General features: G+C 71.7%; 20 protein-coding genes. 6 read left to right on the plus strand and 14 right to left on the minus strand.

Translation table 11 applies throughout. The features are described from left to right. Positions 1-4: 4 nt before the first annotated feature. Positions 5-367 (minus strand): DoxX family protein, encoded by a 363-nt coding sequence (locus B9W62_RS16525; RefSeq protein ID WP_087807879.1) that lies wholly within the window; start codon positions 365-367, stop codon positions 5-7. Then, positions 364-900: a cupin domain-containing protein gene (locus tag B9W62_RS16530; RefSeq protein ID WP_179235515.1), complete on the minus strand. Its 537-nt coding sequence runs from the start codon at positions 898-900 to the stop codon at positions 364-366. The genes B9W62_RS16525 and B9W62_RS16530 overlap by 4 nt, the downstream gene beginning before the upstream one ends. Positions 901-980: 80 nt before the next feature. Here B9W62_RS16530 and B9W62_RS16535 point away from each other — a divergent pair, with 80 nt between their 5' ends. The 4 genes from B9W62_RS16535 to B9W62_RS16550 all read left to right on the plus strand — a co-directional run bounded on the left by B9W62_RS16535 (position 981) and on the right by B9W62_RS16550 (position 5,475). Continuing rightward, positions 981-1,838, plus strand: a complete 858-nt coding sequence (locus B9W62_RS16535; protein WP_087807881.1) for a LysR family transcriptional regulator — start codon at positions 981-983, stop codon at positions 1,836-1,838. Between the two features lie 217 nt (positions 1,839-2,055). Further along, on the plus strand, positions 2,056-2,961 hold the full coding sequence (locus B9W62_RS16540; RefSeq protein WP_087807882.1) for an alpha/beta fold hydrolase: 906 nt from the start codon (positions 2,056-2,058) through the stop codon (positions 2,959-2,961). 116 nt (positions 2,962-3,077) lie between these two features. Next, positions 3,078-3,878: a MerR family transcriptional regulator gene (locus tag B9W62_RS16545; RefSeq protein ID WP_087807883.1), complete on the plus strand. Its 801-nt coding sequence runs from the start codon at positions 3,078-3,080 to the stop codon at positions 3,876-3,878. A 175-nt stretch (positions 3,879-4,053) separates the two neighbouring features. Further along, positions 4,054-5,475, plus strand: coding sequence for a condensation domain-containing protein (locus tag B9W62_RS16550; RefSeq protein WP_087807884.1), 1,422 nt, complete (start codon positions 4,054-4,056; stop codon positions 5,473-5,475). A gap of 132 nt (positions 5,476-5,607) precedes the next feature. On the opposite strand, the gene ccsB is transcribed toward B9W62_RS16550, so the two are convergent. The 7 genes from ccsB to hemL form a co-directional block, all read right to left on the minus strand. Further along, positions 5,608-6,750 (minus strand): c-type cytochrome biogenesis protein CcsB, encoded by a 1,143-nt coding sequence (gene ccsB / locus B9W62_RS16555; RefSeq protein ID WP_087807885.1) that lies wholly within the window; start codon positions 6,748-6,750, stop codon positions 5,608-5,610. Continuing rightward, positions 6,747-8,489 (minus strand): cytochrome c biogenesis protein ResB, encoded by a 1,743-nt coding sequence (locus tag B9W62_RS16560; protein ID WP_087807886.1) that lies wholly within the window; start codon positions 8,487-8,489, stop codon positions 6,747-6,749. The genes ccsB and B9W62_RS16560 overlap by 4 nt, the downstream gene beginning before the upstream one ends. A 3-nt stretch (positions 8,490-8,492) precedes the next feature. Beyond that, entirely contained in the window at positions 8,493-9,263 is a 771-nt protein-coding gene (locus B9W62_RS16565) for a cytochrome c biogenesis CcdA family protein (protein ID WP_179235516.1), read from the minus strand. 1 nt (position 9,264) lies between these two features. Beyond that, positions 9,265-9,945, minus strand: a complete 681-nt coding sequence (locus B9W62_RS16570; RefSeq protein ID WP_087807887.1) for a TlpA family protein disulfide reductase — start codon at positions 9,943-9,945, stop codon at positions 9,265-9,267. 89 nt (positions 9,946-10,034) lie between these two features. Next, on the minus strand, positions 10,035-11,333 hold the full coding sequence (locus B9W62_RS16575; RefSeq protein WP_087811941.1) for a polysaccharide deacetylase family protein: 1,299 nt from the start codon (positions 11,331-11,333) through the stop codon (positions 10,035-10,037). Positions 11,334-11,465: 132 nt separating this feature from the next. Next, entirely contained in the window at positions 11,466-12,167 is a 702-nt protein-coding gene (locus B9W62_RS16580) for a histidine phosphatase family protein (protein WP_087807888.1), read from the minus strand. After that, complete coding sequence (gene hemL, locus B9W62_RS16585; RefSeq protein WP_087807889.1) at positions 12,164-13,480, minus strand: glutamate-1-semialdehyde 2,1-aminomutase; 1,317 nt, start codon at positions 13,478-13,480, stop codon at positions 12,164-12,166. Before hemL ends, B9W62_RS16580 begins: the two co-directional genes overlap by 4 nt. A gap of 518 nt (positions 13,481-13,998) precedes the next feature. Between hemL and B9W62_RS16595 the strand changes: the two genes are divergently transcribed. Continuing rightward, the gene (locus B9W62_RS16595) at positions 13,999-14,436 is read left to right on the plus strand and encodes a hypothetical protein (protein ID WP_003974483.1); all 438 of its coding nucleotides are present in this window, start codon (positions 13,999-14,001) and stop codon (positions 14,434-14,436) included. 28 nt (positions 14,437-14,464) lie between these two features. Here B9W62_RS16595 and B9W62_RS16600 read toward each other — a convergent pair whose 3' ends face one another. Further along, positions 14,465-15,241: an SDR family NAD(P)-dependent oxidoreductase gene (locus B9W62_RS16600; RefSeq protein WP_179235517.1), complete on the minus strand. Its 777-nt coding sequence runs from the start codon at positions 15,239-15,241 to the stop codon at positions 14,465-14,467. A gap of 39 nt (positions 15,242-15,280) precedes the next feature. Between B9W62_RS16600 and B9W62_RS16605 the strand changes: the two genes are divergently transcribed. Next, the gene (locus tag B9W62_RS16605; protein WP_087807892.1) at positions 15,281-15,913 is read left to right on the plus strand and encodes a TetR/AcrR family transcriptional regulator; all 633 of its coding nucleotides are present in this window, start codon (positions 15,281-15,283) and stop codon (positions 15,911-15,913) included. Positions 15,914-15,996: 83 nt separating this feature from the next. Here the strand turns inward: B9W62_RS16605 and B9W62_RS16610 are convergent, their stop codons facing one another. The 4 genes from B9W62_RS16610 to B9W62_RS16625 all read right to left on the minus strand — a co-directional run bounded on the left by B9W62_RS16610 (position 15,997) and on the right by B9W62_RS16625 (position 18,419). Next, on the minus strand, positions 15,997-16,779 hold the full coding sequence (locus B9W62_RS16610; protein WP_087807893.1) for an SDR family NAD(P)-dependent oxidoreductase: 783 nt from the start codon (positions 16,777-16,779) through the stop codon (positions 15,997-15,999). Positions 16,780-16,971: 192 nt separating this feature from the next. Then, positions 16,972-17,499, minus strand: coding sequence for a carboxymuconolactone decarboxylase family protein (locus B9W62_RS16615; protein ID WP_087807894.1), 528 nt, complete (start codon positions 17,497-17,499; stop codon positions 16,972-16,974). 95 nt (positions 17,500-17,594) lie between these two features. After that, on the minus strand, positions 17,595-18,128 hold the full coding sequence (locus B9W62_RS16620; RefSeq protein WP_087807895.1) for a DinB family protein: 534 nt from the start codon (positions 18,126-18,128) through the stop codon (positions 17,595-17,597). Between the two features lie 9 nt (positions 18,129-18,137). Next, the gene (locus B9W62_RS16625) at positions 18,138-18,419 is read right to left on the minus strand and encodes a hypothetical protein (protein ID WP_087807896.1); all 282 of its coding nucleotides are present in this window, start codon (positions 18,417-18,419) and stop codon (positions 18,138-18,140) included. Positions 18,420-18,441 lie beyond the last annotated feature (22 nt).

Genomic DNA, 18,441 nt, shown 5'->3' on the forward strand with positions numbered 1-18,441 from the left:
CGGGTCACAGCCGGGCCGCGGCGAGCCAGACGGTGACGGCGGCGGTGACCAGGAGGGCGAGGTTGAGGGCGATCTGCCGGTCCCCGAGACGCAGGTGGACCCCGGTCGCGCCGATCTGGAGGACCACGAACCCGACGGCCGCGGCCGGGGCCAGCCAGGGCGCGACGCCGGTCAGCGGCGGGAGGACCAGCCCGGCCGCGCCGAGCACCTCGAGCACGCCGATGGCGCGGACGGCGGGCATCGGTGTGCTGTCCACCCAGGCCATCATCGGCCGGAGCGCGTCCCGGCTGCGCACCGCCTTCAGCGCGCCCCCGTAGAGGTAGAAGGCGGCGAGGAGTCCGGCGACGATCCAGTACGCGATGTTCACGACCCGGCTCCCCGGGGCCGGGCGAAGTCGGTGGCGGGCTCGGTCGCGTAGCGGCTCATCGTCCGGAGGCTGTCGCGCGGGGTGGGGGTGCGGCCGTCGGCGTACAGCTCCTCCAGGTCGCGGAAGTACTGGACGTACAGGTCCGGGGTGAAGGTGCTGAGCATGCGGGCCGGTTCGCCGGTGGTGTTGGCGAAGGTGTGCGGCGCGCCGGGCGGGACCATCACGAGGGTGCCGGCCGTGGCGTCGATGTCCTCGTCCCCCACCGTGGACCGCACCGTGCCGGAGATGACGTAGAAGCCCTCGTCGTGCCGGGCGTGGCGGTGCTGGGGCGGTCCGGGGGTGTGCGGGGCGAGCACGGACTCGGCCATGCCGAGGCGGTGGCCGGTGTGGCTGCCGTCCTCCAGGACGCGCATGCGGGTGGTGCCCAGCAGGATCGTCTCGCCGTCGTCCGGTCCGACGACGGAGACGGCGGGGTCCGTGCCCGGCCGCGGCGGGGCGGGCTCTCGCTCATGGATGTGCGGTGCGTCGGTCATGTTCCGATTCCACCGCCGGGGCACCGGGAGCGTCCAAGACCTGTTCCGCACACTCGATACCGCACGGGTATCGTCGCAGGATGGAGCTACGTACGCTGCGCTACTTCGTGGCGGTCGCCGAGGAACTCCACTTCGGCCGGGCGGCCGTCCGGCTGCACATGAGCCAGCCGCCGCTGAGCCGGGCGATCAGGGCGCTGGAGACGGATCTCGGCGCCACGCTGTTCCACCGCACCTCCGCGGGCGTCACCCTGACCGGGGCCGGCGCGGTGCTGCTCGACGAGGCGCGCGCCCTGCTCGACCGGGCCGACCGCGTACCCGCGCGCGTGGCGGCCGCGGCCGGTGCCGCGAGCCTGACCGTCGGCATCCTCGGCGACAGTACCGATCCGGACGTGGTCCGGCTGGCCGACGCCTGCCGCCGGCGCCATCCGCACGTCGAGGTCACCGTCCGCGAGACCGACCTGACCGACCCGACCTGCGGGCTGCACGCCGGGCTGGTCGACGTGGCCCTCACCCGCGGCCCCTTCGACCCGACCGGCCTGAGCACGCACACCTTGCGCGCCGACCCGGTGGGCGCCCTGCTGCGCGCCGACGATCCGCTGGCCGGCCGGGCGAGCCTGAGCCCGGCCGAGCTGGCCGACCGCCGCTGGTTCCGCTTCCCGGAGGGCACGGACCCGCTGTGGCAGGCGTACTGGAACGGCGGGGAGCCGCGGCCGGGGCCGGTGGTGCGCACGGTACGGGAGTGTCAGCAGGTCGTGCTGTGGAACGGCACGGTCGGCATGACCCTCGCCGACCACGTGCCCGCGGAGGGGCTCACCGTGGTCCCGCTGACCGGTCTGCCGCCGAGCCGGGTGGTGGTGGCCTGGCCCCGGACCGACCCGAACCCGCTGATCCGCTCGTTCGTCCGGCTCGCGATCACGGTGTACGGCACCGAGTCCTAGGGGGTGTCGGCGTCCGATCGGCGCGGACGGGGCGCAGGGGCCGCGCGGCGGCGCGGCTGTCCCCCGAGGGAGCTACGGGCAGGTGTCCACCGCGGGGTGACGATCCGGGGCCGGTGGATCCATAGAGTCCTCATCAGTCGCCGAGCACCACAGGACGGCCGAGAGAACTCCCCCAACACCGCGTCCCTGCCCCACCCTTGCCTGCTGGAGGCCCCCCATGTTCCGCACCTTCGCCAAGGCGATCGCCGCCATCGCCGTCGTCTGCGCCGTGGCCGGCGCGGGACTCGTCCTGAACGAGGAGTACGGCAAGGACGACTCCGACGCGAAGGACACCACCGCTTCCGCGGGAGCCTCCTTCACCGGCACGAAGAAGATCGACGTCGACGGCCACACGGTCAACGTCTCCTGCTCCGGCCACTCGGACGCGGACCGGCCGCTGGTGATGCTGATGGCGGGCGGCGGCGAGGGCCTGGGCAACATGGGCGCCTTGCAGAAGTCCCTGAGCGGGACGGACCGGGTCTGCTCCTACGACCGCCTCGGCGAGGGCAGGAGCGACAAGCCCGCCCCCGGCACCCTCCAGACCGTCAACGACACCAGCGTCCTGCTCACCAAGCTCCTCGACCACCTCGCGGGCGACCGCCCCGTCGTCCTGGCCGGCCACTCCCTGGGGGGCTACATCGCCGCCCGCTACACCCCCGACCACACGGACCGTGTCAGGGGCCTGGTCCTCCTCGACGCCACCGTCCCCCACCTCACCCGCGACATGAACCGCGCCATCCCCGCCGACGCGACCGGCGGTGCGACCCAGGTCCGGGACGGCGCGATCGCGGCCAACGAGGGCAAGAACCCCGAGCAGTTCCTCATCGCCGACGGCCCGGTCCACTCCGCCGGGGACATCCCCGTCGAGATCCTCAAGCACGAGTCCCAGTACGCCGCGGTCCCGGAGTACGGTCCCGCCCTGGAGAAGATGTGGGCCAAGGGCCAGCAGGAGTGGCAGCAGCTCTCCACCGGGGCCGAGCTGACCACCGCCAAGGGCAGCGGCCACTACATCCACACCGACCGCCCCGACCTCGCCCTCAAGGCGGTCCAGAGCGTCACCGCCCGCGTCGCCGACGCCCGGTAGTGGCCGCTCCCTCCCCAGAACGGCCCTGGGCCGTGGCTTCCCCCGCCACGGCCCAGGGCCTCGCCCGTGGTCGCGAGTCTGCGGGGAGGAATCCCGTCGCGCATAGGCTGCGCCCGGTGAGCAACCGCGAGGGTCGTCTGCGTACCGTCGATCTGGCCCGGGTGGCCGGGCTGTCGACGCAGCAGGTCCGCAATTACGAGGACGCCGGTGTCCTGCCCCCGGCCGGACGCACCGACGCCGGGTACCGGGTGTTCGGCGAGCGGCACCGGGACGCGCTGCTGACGTACCGGGCGTTGCAGCCGGGGTACGGGGCGGTGACGGCGACGCGGGTGATGCGGGCGGTGCACGACGGGGACGTGGCCGGTGCCCTGGCGCTGGTGGACGCCGCGCACGCCGCGCTGCACGAGGAGCGGGTGTCGCTGCGGGCGGCCGGTGAGGCGCTGGAGGCGCTGGCCGGCCGGGATGCCGCCGCGCCACCGGACCGTTCCGGCGACGGACCGGGCGAGCCGGACGGACGCCACGGACCGCACGGGCCGGACGGACGCCACGGACCGCGCGAGCCGCACGGAGGCCACGGACCGCGCGGCCTGCGTATCGGCGAGGTGGCCGCGCTGGTCGGCGTGCGGACGTCCGCACTGCGGGTGTGGGAGGAGGCGGGGCTGCTGGTGCCCGGGCGGGAGCGCGGCACCGGGTACCGCGTCTACGGGCCGGCGGACGTGCGGGACGCGCGGGTGGTGCGCGCGCTGCGCCGCAGTCACCACCTCTTCGACCACATCCGGCCCGTCCTCGACGACCTGCGGCGGGCGGGGAGCAGCGAGGCGCTGCGGACGGCGGTCGAGGCCCGCGGACGGGCCCTCACCGCACGAACGCGGTCGATGCTGGCGGGGGCGGCCGCCCTGCACGCGTACCTGGAGTGACGGGCGAGGCGTGAAGGGTGCAGGGGGGAAGGGTGAAGGGTGCACGGGCCGCGGGGGCGTATCGGCGTTCGAGAGGCCATCCGTTCCGTTGAACAGTGCCGACACGGCGGGTGCGCGGCCGCGCGGACGGCATTCCCTTGGTCGGGTCTGTACATCTGCGAACGGAGACCTCCTCGTGCGAATGACCGACATCCAGCGCTGCGAGATCCGGCCCGGGCGCCTCGTCGAGTGGACGCTCAGTCCCGCGACGCTCGACATCGCGGCGGCGCTGCCCGAGGACGCGCGCCCGCCCGCGTACATCCAGGAGTCGCACATCCGGACGGCCCGGTCGGTGCGCGAGGACGGCCTGTTCGTGCCGACCTGGCTCGGGGCCGCCTTCGACATCCCGGGGCCGGTCGATCTCGACGTGCTCCAGGAGGCGTTGCGGGCCTGGACGCTGCGGCACGAGACGCTGCGCAGCGGTTTCCGGTGGAGCGGCGACAGCGGCGACACGATGCGGCGGTTCACGCTCGACGCGGACGCCGTGGCCCTGCACCGCGAGGACGTCGGCGACTTCCCGGACGCGGCGGACCTCGCCAGGCACCTCCAGGACCGCTTCGACCGCGTCGCGGACGCGCTGCGCTGGCCCAACCTCATCTACACGGCGGTCGTCCGCGACGACGGCGTCAGCGTCTACATGGCCTTCGACCACAGCAACGTCGACGCCTACTCCATCTACCGCATCCCCGCCGAGGTCGGTGAGCTGTACGCCGCCGGTGCGGCGGGGCGGACCGTGCCGCGCCCCCGGGTCGGCTCGTACGTCGACTTCTGCGAGGCCGAACGGGCGGACGCGGACCGCATCGACGGCGACCACGACATCGTCGCCCGCTGGCGGGAGTTCATCCGGCGCTGCGACGGGCGGCTGCCCTCCTTCCCCGTCGACCTCGGGGTCCGGCCCGACGGCGTGCTGCCCGAACAGCGGCTGCTGCGCGAGCCGTTGGTGGACGCGGCCGACGCCGCCGCGTTCGAGGCGTACTGCCGCCCCTACGGCGGCAGCCTGGTCGGGGTGCTGGCCGCGACCGCGCTGATCGTCCACGAGATCGGCGGCGAGCCCGTCTACCGCACCGTCGTGCCCTTCCACACCCGGTCGCGGTCGCAGTGGGCGGAGTCCGTCGGCTGGTACGTGGGCGGCGCGCCGATCGAGGTCCCGGTGGACCGGGCCCACGACTTCCCCAGCGCCCTCGCCACCGTCCGCGCCGAACTCCAGGCCAACCGGCGGCTGTCCCGCATGCCGATCGACCGCGTGCTGCGCCTGCTCGGCACCGACTTCCGGCCGACCTCGCCCGACCTGTACTCGATCGTGTCGTACGTCGACGCCCGTGACGTCCCCGGCGCCGACAGCTGGCCGGACCGGACGGCGTACGCACTGCTCCGGGTCTCGTACGGCGACCAGGTGTGCGCCTGGGTGACGCGGCTCCCCGAGGGCCTGTGGTTCGCGAGCCGCTATCCGGACACCGACGTCGCCCACAAGAACCTGCGGCTGTACGTCGAGCGGCTGCGGGACGTCGTCACGGGCGTCGCCCGCGGGGACTTCGGGCCGCCGCTCACGGCTCGGTGAGGGGGACGCCGCCCGCGTGCGGGCGCCCGTCGCCGCCGTCGAGGGGCAACCCCCGCGGTTCCCGGACGGCGCACGCGAAAGGCCGGCCCCGGTGACCTGGGTCACGGGAACCGGCCTTTCGCGGGGCCTCGTTCAGAAGCCGACGGACTGGAGGGCGCCCAGGCCCACGTCCGCGTAGGAGTGCTTGCCGGAGACGAAGATGTTGACGCCGTAGTAGTTGAACAGCCAGCAGCCGAAGGCGACCAGGGCCAGGTAGGCGGCCTTGCGGCCCTTCCAGCCGGCCGTGGCGCGGGCGTGCAGGTAACCGGCGTAGGCGACCCAGGTGATGAAGGACCAGGTCTCCTTGGGGTCCCAGCCCCAGTAGCGGCCCCAGGCGTCGCCCGCCCAGATCGCGCCCGCGATGATCGTGAACGTCCACAGCGGGAAGACGGCGGCGTTGACGCGGTAGGCGAACTTGTCGAGGGAGGCGGCGGCGGGCAGCCGGTCCAGGACGGAACTGGCGAAGCGGCCGGGCGTGCCGCCGGAGGCGAGCTTGTTCTCGAAGCTGTCCTTGAAGAGGTACAGGATCGTGGAGACCGCGCCGACGTAGAAGACCGCGCCGCAGAAGATCGCCGTGGAGACGTGGATGTACAGCCAGTACGAGTGCAGGGCCGGGACGAGCTGGTCGCTGGCGGTGTAGAGGACCGTGACGGCGAGGCCGAGGTCGAGCAGGACCGTGGTGGTCAGCGGCAGGCCCAGCCAGCGGACGTTCTTCTTCAGGGCGAGCAGCGCGAGGTACACGCCGACGGCGACCGTCGTGAACGTGATGTTGAACTCGTACATGTTGCCCCACGGCGCCCGCTCCACCGACAGGGCGCGGGTGAGGACACCACCCGCCTCGATGGCGAAGGCGAGCACCGTGAGCGAGATGGCGACCCGCCCGTACAGGTCGCCCTTCTCGGTGCCGCCGTGCGCGCCGGGCCCGTCGGGCACGTCGCGGGTGCCGGTCGCGGACCGTACGACGACCGCGGGGCGCTCCAGTACGGCGGTGCCGCCGGCCTTCTTCACGGTGACGGCCGGACCGGACCTGGCGCCGGCCTTGGCCCCGGCCGTGTCGGTGGTGAGCGCGGCGGCGGTGCGGCCGACCTTGCTGCGGCTGCCGAAGAGCCACTCGGCGATGTACGCGAAGAAGGCCAGCGTGTAGACGGCCATCGAGGAGTAGATCAGCGTGTTGCTGACGTTCGCGAGGTTCTCGTTGGTCGCGGCGGCCAACTCGGTTGCGGCGGCGAGAGTCACTTCTCAGCCCCTTCGGCAGGTACGACGTGGGTGTCGGGGGAATCGGGGGTGTCGTCGTTCTCGGACCCGTCGGGTGCGTCGGGTGCGTCGGGTGCCTGGTCGTACAGGGCTCCGGCGAGGTCGCCGAGTTCCTCGGGGACCTTCGCGGACTCGCTGCGGCCGAGGCCGGCCATCTCCACGACCGTGACGCCGTCGGCGCCGCGCACGGCCCGCACCCAGACCCGACGGCGCTGGATGAACAGCGAGCCGGCCAGGCCGAGGATGGCGATGACGGCACCGCCGAGCGCCCAGCCGCTGCCGGGCTGCTGCGTGACCTGGAAGCCGGCCCACTCCTGGACGCCGTTGAAGGTGACCGAGCCGGCGCCGTTCGGGAGGGTCATGGTGTCGCCGACCTTCAGCTGCTGCTTGAACAGCTTGCCGTCGGAGCCCTTGAACTCCTCCAGGTTGGTCTTGTCGAGCTGGTAGATGCTCTGCGGGATGCCCGCGTCCACGCCGAGGTCGCCGTGGTAGGCGGAGAGCGCGAGCATCGGGTTGATCAGCGCGGGGAAGCTGGAGAGCATCGTGCTGCCCTTGCCGCCGTACGTCGGCAGGAAGAACGCGTTGAAGCCGAGCTGCTCCTTCTCCCCCTTGGCGTTGCGGTAGCCGTCCATGACCTTGACGGCGCCGGAGGAGGTGACGTTGGCGTCCAGCGGCAGCAGGGCGACGGCCTGCTTGTCCATCACGACGTCGCCCTTGGCGTCCTTGACGGTGAGGATGGGGGCGTAGCCGTGGCTGACGAGGTAGACCTTGGAGCCGTCGATGTCCAGCGGCTTGTTGACCTCGATGGTCTTCGTCTTCTCGGCGCCGTCGGCACCCTCGCTGTAGGTGACCTTGGCCTCGTAGATGCGCGGGGTGCCGCGGTTGGGGCCGGTCGCCTCGTAGGTGCCGTGGAAGTCCTTCAGGGTGAAGCTGAAGGGGGCCAGGTCGTGGGCCGCGTCGAAGAGGTTCCCGGACTTGAAGTCGTCGTACTGGGTGAGCGTGTTGGAGAAGCCGTCGCCCTCCAGGATCAGCTTGTTGCCCTCGTACTTGAACAGCTGGCCCCAGGCGAAGGCGATCAGCATCACGATCAGCGCGATGTGGAAGGCGAGGTTGCCGACCTCGCGCAGATAGCCCTTCTCGGCCGCGACGGCGTCGCCGGCGGCGTCCGCGTCCGCCCGGAAGCGGCGCTTCTTCAGCAGCTTCAGGGCGGCCTCGCGGACCTCCTCGGGCTCCGCGCCGGTGCGCCAGGTGGTGTAGGCGGGCAGCCGGTCCAGGCGCCGGGGGGCGCGCGGCGGGCGGCCGCGGAGCTGGCCGACGAACTGCCAGGTGCGCGGAATGATGCAGCCGATGAGGGAGACGAACAGCAGGATGTAGATCGCGGAGAACCACACCGAGCTGTAGACGTGGAAGAGGCCGAGCTTGTCGTAGACCGGGCCCAGGATGTCGTGGTTGTCCCGGAACTCCTCGACCTTCAGGGCGTCGACGCCGTCCTGCGGGATCAGCGAACCGGGGATCGCGCCCAGGGACAGCAGCAGGAGCAGGAGCAGCGCGACGCGCATCGAGGTGAGCTGGCGCCAGAACCAGCGGGCCCAGCCGATCACGCCGAGCGAGGGGAGGCTGGGCGCCTCCTCCTTGGGGGCGGTGGACAACTGGGAGCCGGCGGCGCCGAGGTCCTGCTCCTCGTCGGTCGTCGGGGTCTTGCCCGCGGTGGTGTTGCTCATCGGTCAGATCCCTACAGTGAAGCCGTTGGACCAGGTCTGCATGTCCTGCACGATGCTGTCCCACGCGCCGGTCAGCAGCAGCAGGCCGGTCGCGATCATCATGACGCCGCCGATCCGCATCACCCAGACATAGTGGCGCTTGATCCAGCCGAAGGCGCCGAGCGCCTTGCGGAAGGCGACGGCGGCGAGGACGAAGGGCACGCCGAGGCCGACGCAGTACGCGACGGTCAGTATGGCGCCGCGGCCTGCGGTGCCCTGGTCGGCGGAGAGCGCGAGGACGGACGCGAGGGTCGGACCGATGCAGGGCGTCCAGCCGATGCCGAACAGCGCGCCCAGCAGCGGCGCGCCGACCAGTCCGGTCACCGGGCGCTTGTGGAAGCGGAACTCGCGCTGGGTGAACCAGGGCATGAGGCCGACGAAGAAGATGCCCATAAGGATCATGAGCACGCCGAGCACCTTGGTCAGGGTGCCGCGTTCCTCCTGGAGCGTGGAGCCGAAGTAGCCGAAGAGCGCCCCGCTGGAGACGAAGACGGCGGTGAAGCCGAGGACGAAGAGGGAGGCTCCGGCGACCATCCGGCCGCGCCGGGCCTCGCCGAGATCCGTGCCGGTGACGCCGGTCACGTAGGAGAGGTAGCCGGGGACGAGCGGCAGGACGCAGGGCGAGAAGAAGGAGACGAGGCCGCCGAGCAGCGCGATGGGGAGGGCCACGAGCAGGGCGCCGTTCAGCACCGTGCCGTTGTAGCCCTCGGCGGCGAGGGTGGTCACTGCGGACACGTCACTTCTCCGGCTTGCCGTCGTCGGCGAGGTACGGCGCGAGCATCTTGCGCAGCTTCTCCTCGCTGAGCGCCTGGAGGGTGCGTGCGGCGACCTTGCCCTCCCGGTCGATGACGAGCGTGGAGGGGACGGCCTGCGGGTTGAGGGTGCCCTTCTCGAAGCGGAGCATCAGTCTGCCCGCCGGGTCGTACAGGCTCGGGTAGGTGACGCCGTAGTCCTTCTCGAAGGCGCGGGCCGGGCCGGTGGAGGTGTCGCGGGTGTTGATGCCGACGAACTGGACGCCCTGGTCCTTGACGTCCTGGTACACCTTCTCGAAGTTCTTGGCCTCGGCGCGGCAGGGCGGGCACCACGAGCCCCAGACGTTGAGGACGACGACCTTGCCCTTGTAGTCGGCGACGTCGACCTGTCCGCCGTCGACGGTCTTGCCGGACAGCTCGGGGGCGTCGGCACGCTCGCCCTTCTTCGCGGTGGCGATGCCGTCGGAGCCGGTGATGAAGCCGGTCTGGCCGCCGCCGCCCGAGGTGCCGCCGGAACTGCACGCGGACACGAGGAGCGCCGCGACGGCCGCGCCGACGGCGGCCCGGGCGGCCCGGCTACGGACGCGGGCGCGGGCGCCGGCCGTGCGGTCGGCGGTGCGGTTCGTGCGGTTCGAGCGCAGGGGGGCGCGGCTGGCGGCACTCATGTGAAAAGTTTCGCATGTCCGTTCCGAGGATCTTGCGCACCCCCCTCGCGGCCGGAAACCCGCATTTCAGGCGCCGTTTCGCGGGCGCTTCAGGCGGCGTTCGCGGGGGCGCCCGAGGAGGCCGGGGTCTCCTTGAGGAAGGCGTTCCAGCCGCCGGCCGGCCGCTGCCCCACCTCGACGGTCCGCAGCTTGGCGAGCACCTCGGGCTTCTGCACGTCCATCCAGTCGGTGAACTGGCGGAAGGAGACCAGCCGGATGTCCTCGCCCTTCTCCTTCTCCCGCGCGACGTGCTTGAGGACGTTCTCGACGGCGTCCATGTAGATGCCGCCGTTCCACTCCTCGAAGTGGTTGCCCACGAAGAACGGTGCCCGGTTCGTCTCGTACGCCCGCTTGAAGCCGGATATGTACGCGTTCGTGGCCTGTTCGCGCCAGCCCGGGTAGTTGTGGGCGGGCGCCTTGGTCGAGTTGACCGACTGGTTGGCGAGGATGTTGTAGTCCATCGACAGGACCTCGAAGGAGTGCCCGGGGAACGGTATCTGCTGCAACGGGAAGTCCCAGATCCCGTCCTTCTTCGCCGGCCACACCTGGCGGCCGCCGGGCGAGGAGGCGTCGTAGCGCCAGCCCAGCTCGCGGGCGGTGGGCAGCAGGTTGTCCTGGCCGAGCAGACAGGGCGTGCGGCCGCCGACGAGTTCCTTGTCGTAGTCGAAGGGCAGGGACGGCAGGTCGGTCCAGCCGCTGTTGGTCTTCCACTCCTTGACGAAGGACTTCGCCTGGTCGATCTCGCTGCGCCACTGCGCGGGCGTCCAGTTGCCGACGCTGCCGCCGCCGCCGCAGAAGTGGCCGTTGAAGTGGGTGCCGATCTCGTGCCCGTCGAGCCAGGCCCGGCGGACGTTGGTCAGCGTCGCCTTGATGTGCTCGTCGGTGAGGTAGCCGATGTCGGAGGCGCCGCGCGGGTTGTTCGGCGGGTCGTAGCGGCGCTTCTTCGATTCGGGCAGCAGGTACAGGCCCGAGAGGAAGAACGTCATGTGCGCGCCGTGCTCCTGCGCCAGGTCCAGGAAGCGCGGGAAGAGGCCGTTGCCGACCTCGCCCGCCCCGTCCCAGGAGAAGACGACGAACTGCGGGGGCGTCTGACCGGGCTCCAGCGGCACGGGGGCGTCCGGCTGGTGCGGCTGCTTGCCGGTGTACGACGTGGAGCCGTCACCGATGGGCTTCGCCGGGGCCTTGCCGCTGCCGGAGGGCGACGGTTTCCCGGCGCCGCCGGCCTGGTGCGAGCCGTCCGACGAGGGGTGGGAACCGGTGCCGCAGCCCGCGAGCCCGACCGCCGCCGCGGCCCCCGCCCCGAGTCCGAGCATCCCCCTGCGGGTGAGAGTGCGGTTGGAAGTGCGCATCGCAACCTCGTTCGTCGCGTCCTTGGTGGTCACTAGGTGAGAGGACGCGACGAACGAGCGGGTTCCGGAAATTTGTGCGGGTTGGGTAACAGCGGACCCACAGGGCCGGGGCCCGGAGGCGCGAGGCGCGCCTCAGGCCCCGTACGCCTTCCCCTGCCCCTTCACGGGCTTGGCGCCGGCGAGGAGGTGGGCCGGGACGAGGTCGCGGGCGGGCTCGGTGTAGCCGACGGACACGATCCGGTCGCCCCGGTAGGTGAACGTCGTCAGGGACGCCAGCGTGCACTGCCGCTTGCGCGGGTCGTGCCACAGCCGCCGCCGCTCGACATAGGACCGCAGGATCCAGATCGGCAGCTGGTGGCTGACGACCACGGCCTCGTGCCCGCGGGCCCGGTCCCGGGCGGCGTCGATCGCGCCCTTCATGCGCACGACCTGGTCGACGTACGGCTCGCCCCAGGACGGCTTGAACGGGTTGACGACGTGCTTCCAGTTGGCGGGCCGGCGCAGCGCGCCGTCGCCGATGCCGAAGGTCTTGCCCTGGAAGACGTTGGCGGCCTCGATGAGGCGCGCGTCGGTGTCGAGGTCGAGTCCGTGGGTCTTGGCGATCGGGGTCGCCGTCTCCTGCGCCCGCTCCAGCGGGGAGGCGACGACATAGGTCACGTCGCGGGGCGCGAGGTGCTCGGCGACCCGCTCGGCCATGCGCCGGCCCAGCTCGGAGAGGTGGTAGCCGGGGAGGCGCCCGTAGAGGACGCCGGTGGGGTTCTCGACCTCGCCGTGCCGCATGACGTGGACGACGGTCAGTTCTTCGTCGCGGTCGTGGTTGCCGTGGTCGCTCATGCCGTCGCCTCCGCGGCCGCGCGGGCCGCCGCCGGGAGGGCGTCGGCGATGCGCTGGACGGCCCGCTCGTCGTGGGCGGTGGACACGAACCAGGACTCGAAGGAGGACGGCGGCAGGTAGACGCCGTTCGAGAGGAGCGAGTGGAAGAAGGCGGTGAACCGGAAGGACTCCTGCGCCTTCGCGTCCTCGTAGTTGACGACCGGCCCGTCGGTGAAGAACACGGAGAACATGTTGGAGGCGGTCTGCACCGTGTGCGCGACGCCCTCCTTGGCCAGCGCCTCGGTCACCAGCGCCTGGATCCGCGCGGACACGGCGTTGACCGTCTCGTACGCGGCGTCGTCGAGGAGCCGCAGCTGGGCGAGCCCGGCGGCGGTGGCGACCGGGTTCCCGGAGAGGGTGCCGGCCTGGTAGACGGGCCCGGCCGGCGCGAGGTGCGCCATGACGTCGGCGCGCCCGCCGAAGGCGGCGGCGGGGAACCCACCCCCCATCACCTTCCCGAAGGTCATCAGGTCGGGCACGACCCCCTCCACCCCGTACCACCCGGCGCGGCTGGTGCGGAACCCGGTCATGACCTCGTCGGACACGAACAGCGCGCCGTTGGCGGCGCAGGCGTCCTTGAGCCCCTGGTTGAACCCGGGCAGCGGCGGCACGACGCCCATGTTGCCGGGCGACGCCTCCGTGATCACACAGGCGATCTCGCCGGGGTGGGCGGCGAAGGCGGCGTGCACGGCCTCCAGGTCGTTGTACGGCAGCACGATCGTGTCGCTCGCCTGGGCGCCGGTGACACCGGGGGTGTCGGGCAGCGCGAAGGTGGCGACGCCGGAGCCCGCGGCGGCCAGCAGCGAGTCGACGTGGCCGTGGTAGCACCCGGCGAACTTGATCACCTTGGTGCGCCGGGTGAACCCGCGGGCGAGCCGGATGGCGGACATGGTGGCCTCGGTCCCGCTGGACACGAGCCGGACCTCCTCCAGCGGCGCGACCCGCTCGACCATCGCCTCGGCGAGCGCGACCTCGCCCTCGGCGGGCGTGCCGAAGGACGTGCCGCGCGCCACGGCCTCCTGCACGGCGGCGATCACCTCGGGGTGCGCGTGCCCCAGGATCATCGGCCCCCAGGAGCACACCAGGTCGACGTACTCGCGCCCGTCCGCGTCCGTCAGGTACGGCCCGGTGCCGGACACCATGAACCGGGGCGTGCCGCCGACGGCGCGGAAGGCGCGCACCGGGGAGTTCACGCCGCCGGGCGTGACGGCCGCGGCGCGGTCGAACAGAGCCTGCGAGGCCGGTGCTTCGTATGGATATGCCAGTTCGCTCATGACCTGCGACTTCTCCGACCTTCTCGACCTTCTCCGACGTATCGGACCCTGCGCGGGTCCCGCTCGGCCGCTGGTTGCCCAGGGTGACTTCGACAAGGGTAGACAACCGCCCCGAACGCCGTACCGTCTGCCAGACTGGAACCCATCCACGCAGCTCACCGGGAGAGCGCGAGCGGGACTCCCGGCCGTCCCGCGAACGGACGACGGACATATGACGTACATATGTTTCACCGCACGTTTCGGCGAGCGGCCGTGGGGGAGGTCACTGACACGATGATCGGGTTGCGCGGCGGGGGCCACGCGTCCTAGAAAAGCAGTCGGGTGGAGATATGCATCGCGGTGGCGGACTGGGCGAGGGGACCGATGACCTGGGTCCTCGACGTGCCCGGCGGGGAAGGCACCGACGCGAGGCGGAGGAAGCGTCCGAAGCACGTCAGACACACGGCACACCGGGTGAGCCCGACCGGCTCTCCGGGCGGGCCGACCGGCTGGGGGCGGGGAGCAGGAATGGTGGTCGGGTGGGGGTGACCTACAAGTACTTCGGCGCGCCCGACGGCGCGACCGCGGCCCGCGTCCCGATCTCGATGCGCCCCGAGGAACTGGGCGGCGACGAGCTCGGGATGAACGGCATGTTCACCAAGATCAAGCCGGAGACCATGGCCGCGATGGTCCTCACCGGCATCGAGGGCGTCCCCCTGCACAAGGTCCCCCCGCTGGAACTGGTCGTCCTGCACCCCGACTACGCGGTCGTGAAACTCCCGATGACCGTCGTCGACCCCCTGCGCGGCATCGGCGAGGAGGCGGTCGGCGCGGCCGCCTTCATCTGGTCCACGGTCCCGGACCGCGGCGGCCCACGGGACGCGTTCAACGTGTACCAGCTGCTGCACGAGTGGCAGGACTTCTCGCACCGGCTGCACGAGGCGGGGCATCAGCCGTACTGCCTGGTGTGGCCCTGAGCCTGGGCCCTGGCCAAGCCTGCGTCGGTCAGGTGCGTGGACCGAGGAACAGGCCACCGCTCGCGTCGAGGATCTGCCCGGTGACCCAGCGGGCGGCATCGGAGGCGAGGAAGGCGACCACGTCGGCCACGTCGTCGGGTGCGCCCAGCCTGCCGAGTGACGTCATGCCGGAGATCTGTTCGGTGAGGCCCGGCACGTCGAAGACGGCTCCGTTGCTCGCCGTCCTGGTGGCCCCGGGAGCGACCGCGTTCACCGTAATCCCGCGAGGACCGAGCTGAGCGGCGAGGGTCCTGGTCATCGTCTCGATCGCGCCCTTCGTCATGGCGAAGGATGTCTGGGACGCGTTGGCCATCCGGGTTGCCACCGACGAGATCGAGACGATCCGGGCGCCCTCGCGCAGCAGAGGCAGTGCGCGCTCGATGATGAAGTACGGCGCCCGCACATTCACCGCGAACAAGTGGTCGAACTCCGCCCGCGTCGTGGCGCCGAGCGCGCCGGCCGGTGCGGCCGCCGCGTTGTTGACGACGATGTCGAGCGGCCGACCGGCCAAGCCGGCCTCCACGCCGGCGAAGAGTGTCTCGACGTCGCCGTCCACGCCCAGTTCGGCCCGGACGGCAAAGCCCGTCCCGCCGGCGCGTTCCATCGCGGCGAGCGTTGCCGCGGCCCCGCCCTCGTCCGTGCCGAAGTGCACGACGACCGTGGCTCCTTCGGCCGCCAGCCGAGTCGCGATCGCCTGCCCGATGCCGCGCGACGCGCCCGTCACCAGAGCCGTTCTGCCCGTCAGACCGCCCACGTCTCCACCCATCAGAGTGTTAGTCGCTAACATGATGGTAGTGTCTAGCACATGAGTGAGCGGCAACCAACCCTGCGGGAACGGCGGCGTTCCGAGACGCGGCGCCTGGTCCAGGCGCACGCGGTGCGGCTGTTCACCGACCGCGGCTACGACGCGGTGACGGTGGCCGACGTCGCCGAGGCCGCCGGCGTCTCCGCGATGACCGTGTATCGGCACTTCCCCACCAAGGAGGACCTCGTCCTCATCGATCAGCCCGCCCAGCTCATCGCCGAGCACGTCGCGGCGTCGTCCGCAGCGCAACCCCTGGTGCGCCGCGTCGGCAGCGCGCTCATCGACGCGGCCACGGACTGGACCGGCGGCAACGGCGACGAACGGGCGGCGAACGAACGGTTCCTGCTGGACTGCCTCCGGCTCATGGTCTCGACGCCTGCGCTACGGGCCCGGCACCTGGACAGCCAGTACGCGCTGCAACAGGCCATCGTCGATGCCCTCGGGGATGACGCGACCGGTCCCGACGCCGCGTTCCGCGCCCGGGCGGCGACCAGCGCCTGCCTCGCCGCGATGCACACGGCGCTGACGCGCTGGGTCGAAGACGACGGACACACCCAACTGCCCGACCTGATCGCACGGGCACTCACCGCGTCCTTCGGTGAGGACGCCGTCGCCCCCCGCCGGAAGGACTGAAGCGCCACGGACCGGGGGCAGTCGTCCCCGCACGCGGCCGGCCTTCCGGGCCCCGAGGACGTCCGCGCACCGGACGGTGCGGGTCAGTTGCGTCCGGCCATGACACCGCCGTCGACATCCCAGATCGCGCCGGTGACCCAGTCGGTCCGGTCGGACAGGAGGAAGGCGACGGTGGCGGCGACGTCGTCGGCGGTACCGGTGCGGCCGATCGGGTGGAAGGAGTCGAAGCCGTCCATCGTGGAGTCCATCTCCGACGCGGGGACGAACTCATCGTAGATCGGAGTGCGCACGACGGCGGGGGCGACGGCGTTGGCGCGGATGCCGTGCGGGGCGAGCTCCATCGCGAGGTGCTGGGTCAGGGAGTGCAGTGCGGCCTTGGCCATCGAGTACGCCGAGGAGGGGGTGGCGGCGATGGCCTGGTGGGCCCACATGGAGCCGATGTTCACGATGGCGCCCTTCGTGCCGCGCTCGATCATGTTGGCGGTGACGGTCTGGGTGAGGAAGTAGAAGGCGCGGTTGAGGTCCTGGTAGCGGTCGTAGTCCGCGGCCGTGTGCTCCAGGAACGGCTTGGGGGCGAAGACGCCGGCGGCGTTGACCAGCAGGGTGGCGTCGGCGTGCTCCTTGGTGAGAACGGTGCGCAGGCGGTCGACGGCCGCCGGGTCGCAGAGGTCGGCGGCCAGGCCGACGACCTGCCCGTGGGCGGACAGGGCAGTCACGGCTTCATCGGCGCTGGACTGGGTCCGGCCGGTGACGACGGCGGTGCCGCCGGCGTCGAGGACGTGGGCCGCGACGGCCTGGCCCATGCCGCTGGTGCCGCCGATGACGATGACCTTCCGGCCGGTGAAGTCGGGAGTGGTGCTGGACATGTGGTGCTCCGGTTTCAGGTGGTGTCGTGAAGGGGGTGAGGGCCGTCAGGGGGCAGGGCCGCAGAGGGCAGAGCCCTCAGGGGTGAGGCCGTCAGGGGGCAGGGCCGTCAGGGGTGAGGCCGTCAGGGGGCAGGGGTGGACTCGGGTAGCCGCCGTGTTCGGTCGGCTCCCGGTCTCCCGCGCACGGGGGTGTCAGATGGCCAGCGCCACCAGGAAGCGCGAGACCATGTTGTAGGCCGCGACAGTGGCGACCGCTTCGACCGTCCGGGATTCACCGAAGAGACGCTTGACCTCGTCGATGACGTCGGCATCGACCTCGACCTGCCGGGTGGACTGATCGGTCAGCGCGAGCAGGGCGAGCTCTTCTTCGTTGAAGAGGCCGCTGTCCGCGGCATCTCCCTTGAGGGCTTCGCACTTGTCTTCCGTGCCGCCTGCCCGCAGATAGGCCGGGTGGTGGACGCCCCACTCGAAGTCGGCGCGGTTGAGCACGGCCACGCGCAGCATGATCAGTTCGCGGTATTCCAGTGCCAGGTCGAACTCGGCGCGGACCCGGCCCAGCAGCCCGTTCCATCCGGTGGCGAGCGGGAAGCTCTTCAGCAGGACACGGTCGATGCCGATCAACTCACCGCCCGGCCTGCGCGCCCGCATTCCCGCGAGCAGTTCGGGCGGGGGCGCGGGGAGGCTGTCGTCCTGCCAGGGGGTGACACGCACATCACTCACGTTGTGCTCCTTGACTGGGCACCGGCCCGCGGTGGGATCGGGCCGTTGCCGGTGGTGAATTGCTGCCGGCTTCGCCTGGACAGAGGTGCAGGCGGTCAGGCGTGGGGGTCGCAGACCAGGTAGCCGTCGATGCGGCTGAGCCAGTCCGAGGCCGGGTCGGGCGGCAGCGGGTGGCCGAGGTCGTCGGTACGGACCTCGCTGATCCACTGGTCGTGCTGGTACTCGTGATTGATGAGCGCGAGCAGCAGGTGGCCTGCGACGACGGTCAGCTGGGTCGGGGCGCCGACCCGGCCGGCGGCGATGTCGCCGATGCGGGCGTGGACACGTTCGGCGACGGTGTCGCGGAACGTGGTGAGGCGTTCGACGGTGGGCAGCGCGCCGCGGAACTTCTCCGGGTTCGCCGAGTCCATGAGCCCGTCGAGTTCCGGGTCCGGGCTGGGCTCGGCCGCGGTGAGGTTGCGGATCATGAAGTGGGCGACATGAGCCTGGTGACCCAGGTGCCAGCCGATCGCGCTGGAGTCCTCGTGCGGGCGCCAGGTCACCTCGTCCGGACTGAGGTCTTTCCACAGCTGGTCGGTGTAGACGCGGGCGCGGTCGTATTCGCGCAGCAGCGCCGTGAGCTCGTGCACGACCGGGCCTCAGACGGTGTCGTAGACGCGCACGTCGGGGTCGGCCTCCAGCAGCGGGGCCAGGCCGCCGACGACGTCACGGGTGAACAGCTCGCTGGCCAGGTACGTCCTGGCGTCGGCCACGCTCCGGAAGCCGTGGAGGACCTGGACGTCCTCGTCCCGGACGAGGAGCTCCTTGCTGAGGGCGCCGGGGGCGGTGTCGAGGAACGGCTGCCTGTACTTCTCGTACACGCCCGCGGCTGCGGCACGGTGGGCCGGGTCCACCTGCAAGGTGATCTGGAGATACGCCATGGTTATGCCTCTCTCGATGGGC

This window comes from Streptomyces sp. CS113, assembly GCF_002188365.1.
Lineage (GTDB): Bacteria > Actinomycetota > Actinomycetes > Streptomycetales > Streptomycetaceae > Streptomyces > Streptomyces tendae.

Coding starts and splice junctions, on each gene's coding strand:
- B9W62_RS16530 (WP_179235515.1), bottom strand. CDS start 900: ATGACCGACGCACCGCACATCCATGAGCGAGAGCCCGCCCCGCCGCGG.
- B9W62_RS16535 (WP_087807881.1), top strand. CDS start 981: ATGGAGCTACGTACGCTGCGCTACTTCGTGGCGGTCGCCGAGGAACTC.
- B9W62_RS16540 (WP_087807882.1), top strand. CDS start 2,056: ATGTTCCGCACCTTCGCCAAGGCGATCGCCGCCATCGCCGTCGTCTGC.
- B9W62_RS16560 (WP_087807886.1), bottom strand. CDS start 8,489: ATGAGCAACACCACCGCGGGCAAGACCCCGACGACCGACGAGGAGCAG.
- B9W62_RS16570 (WP_087807887.1), bottom strand. CDS start 9,945: ATGAGTGCCGCCAGCCGCGCCCCCCTGCGCTCGAACCGCACGAACCGC.
- B9W62_RS16575 (WP_087811941.1), bottom strand. CDS start 11,333: ATGCGCACTTCCAACCGCACTCTCACCCGCAGGGGGATGCTCGGACTC.
- B9W62_RS16580 (WP_087807888.1), bottom strand. CDS start 12,167: ATGAGCGACCACGGCAACCACGACCGCGACGAAGAACTGACCGTCGTC.
- hemL (WP_087807889.1), bottom strand. CDS start 13,480: ATGAGCGAACTGGCATATCCATACGAAGCACCGGCCTCGCAGGCTCTG.
- B9W62_RS16600 (WP_179235517.1), bottom strand. CDS start 15,241: ATGGGTGGAGACGTGGGCGGTCTGACGGGCAGAACGGCTCTGGTGACG.
- B9W62_RS16605 (WP_087807892.1), top strand. CDS start 15,281: ATGAGTGAGCGGCAACCAACCCTGCGGGAACGGCGGCGTTCCGAGACG.
- B9W62_RS16610 (WP_087807893.1), bottom strand. CDS start 16,779: ATGTCCAGCACCACTCCCGACTTCACCGGCCGGAAGGTCATCGTCATC.
- B9W62_RS16625 (WP_087807896.1), bottom strand. CDS start 18,419: ATGGCGTATCTCCAGATCACCTTGCAGGTGGACCCGGCCCACCGTGCC.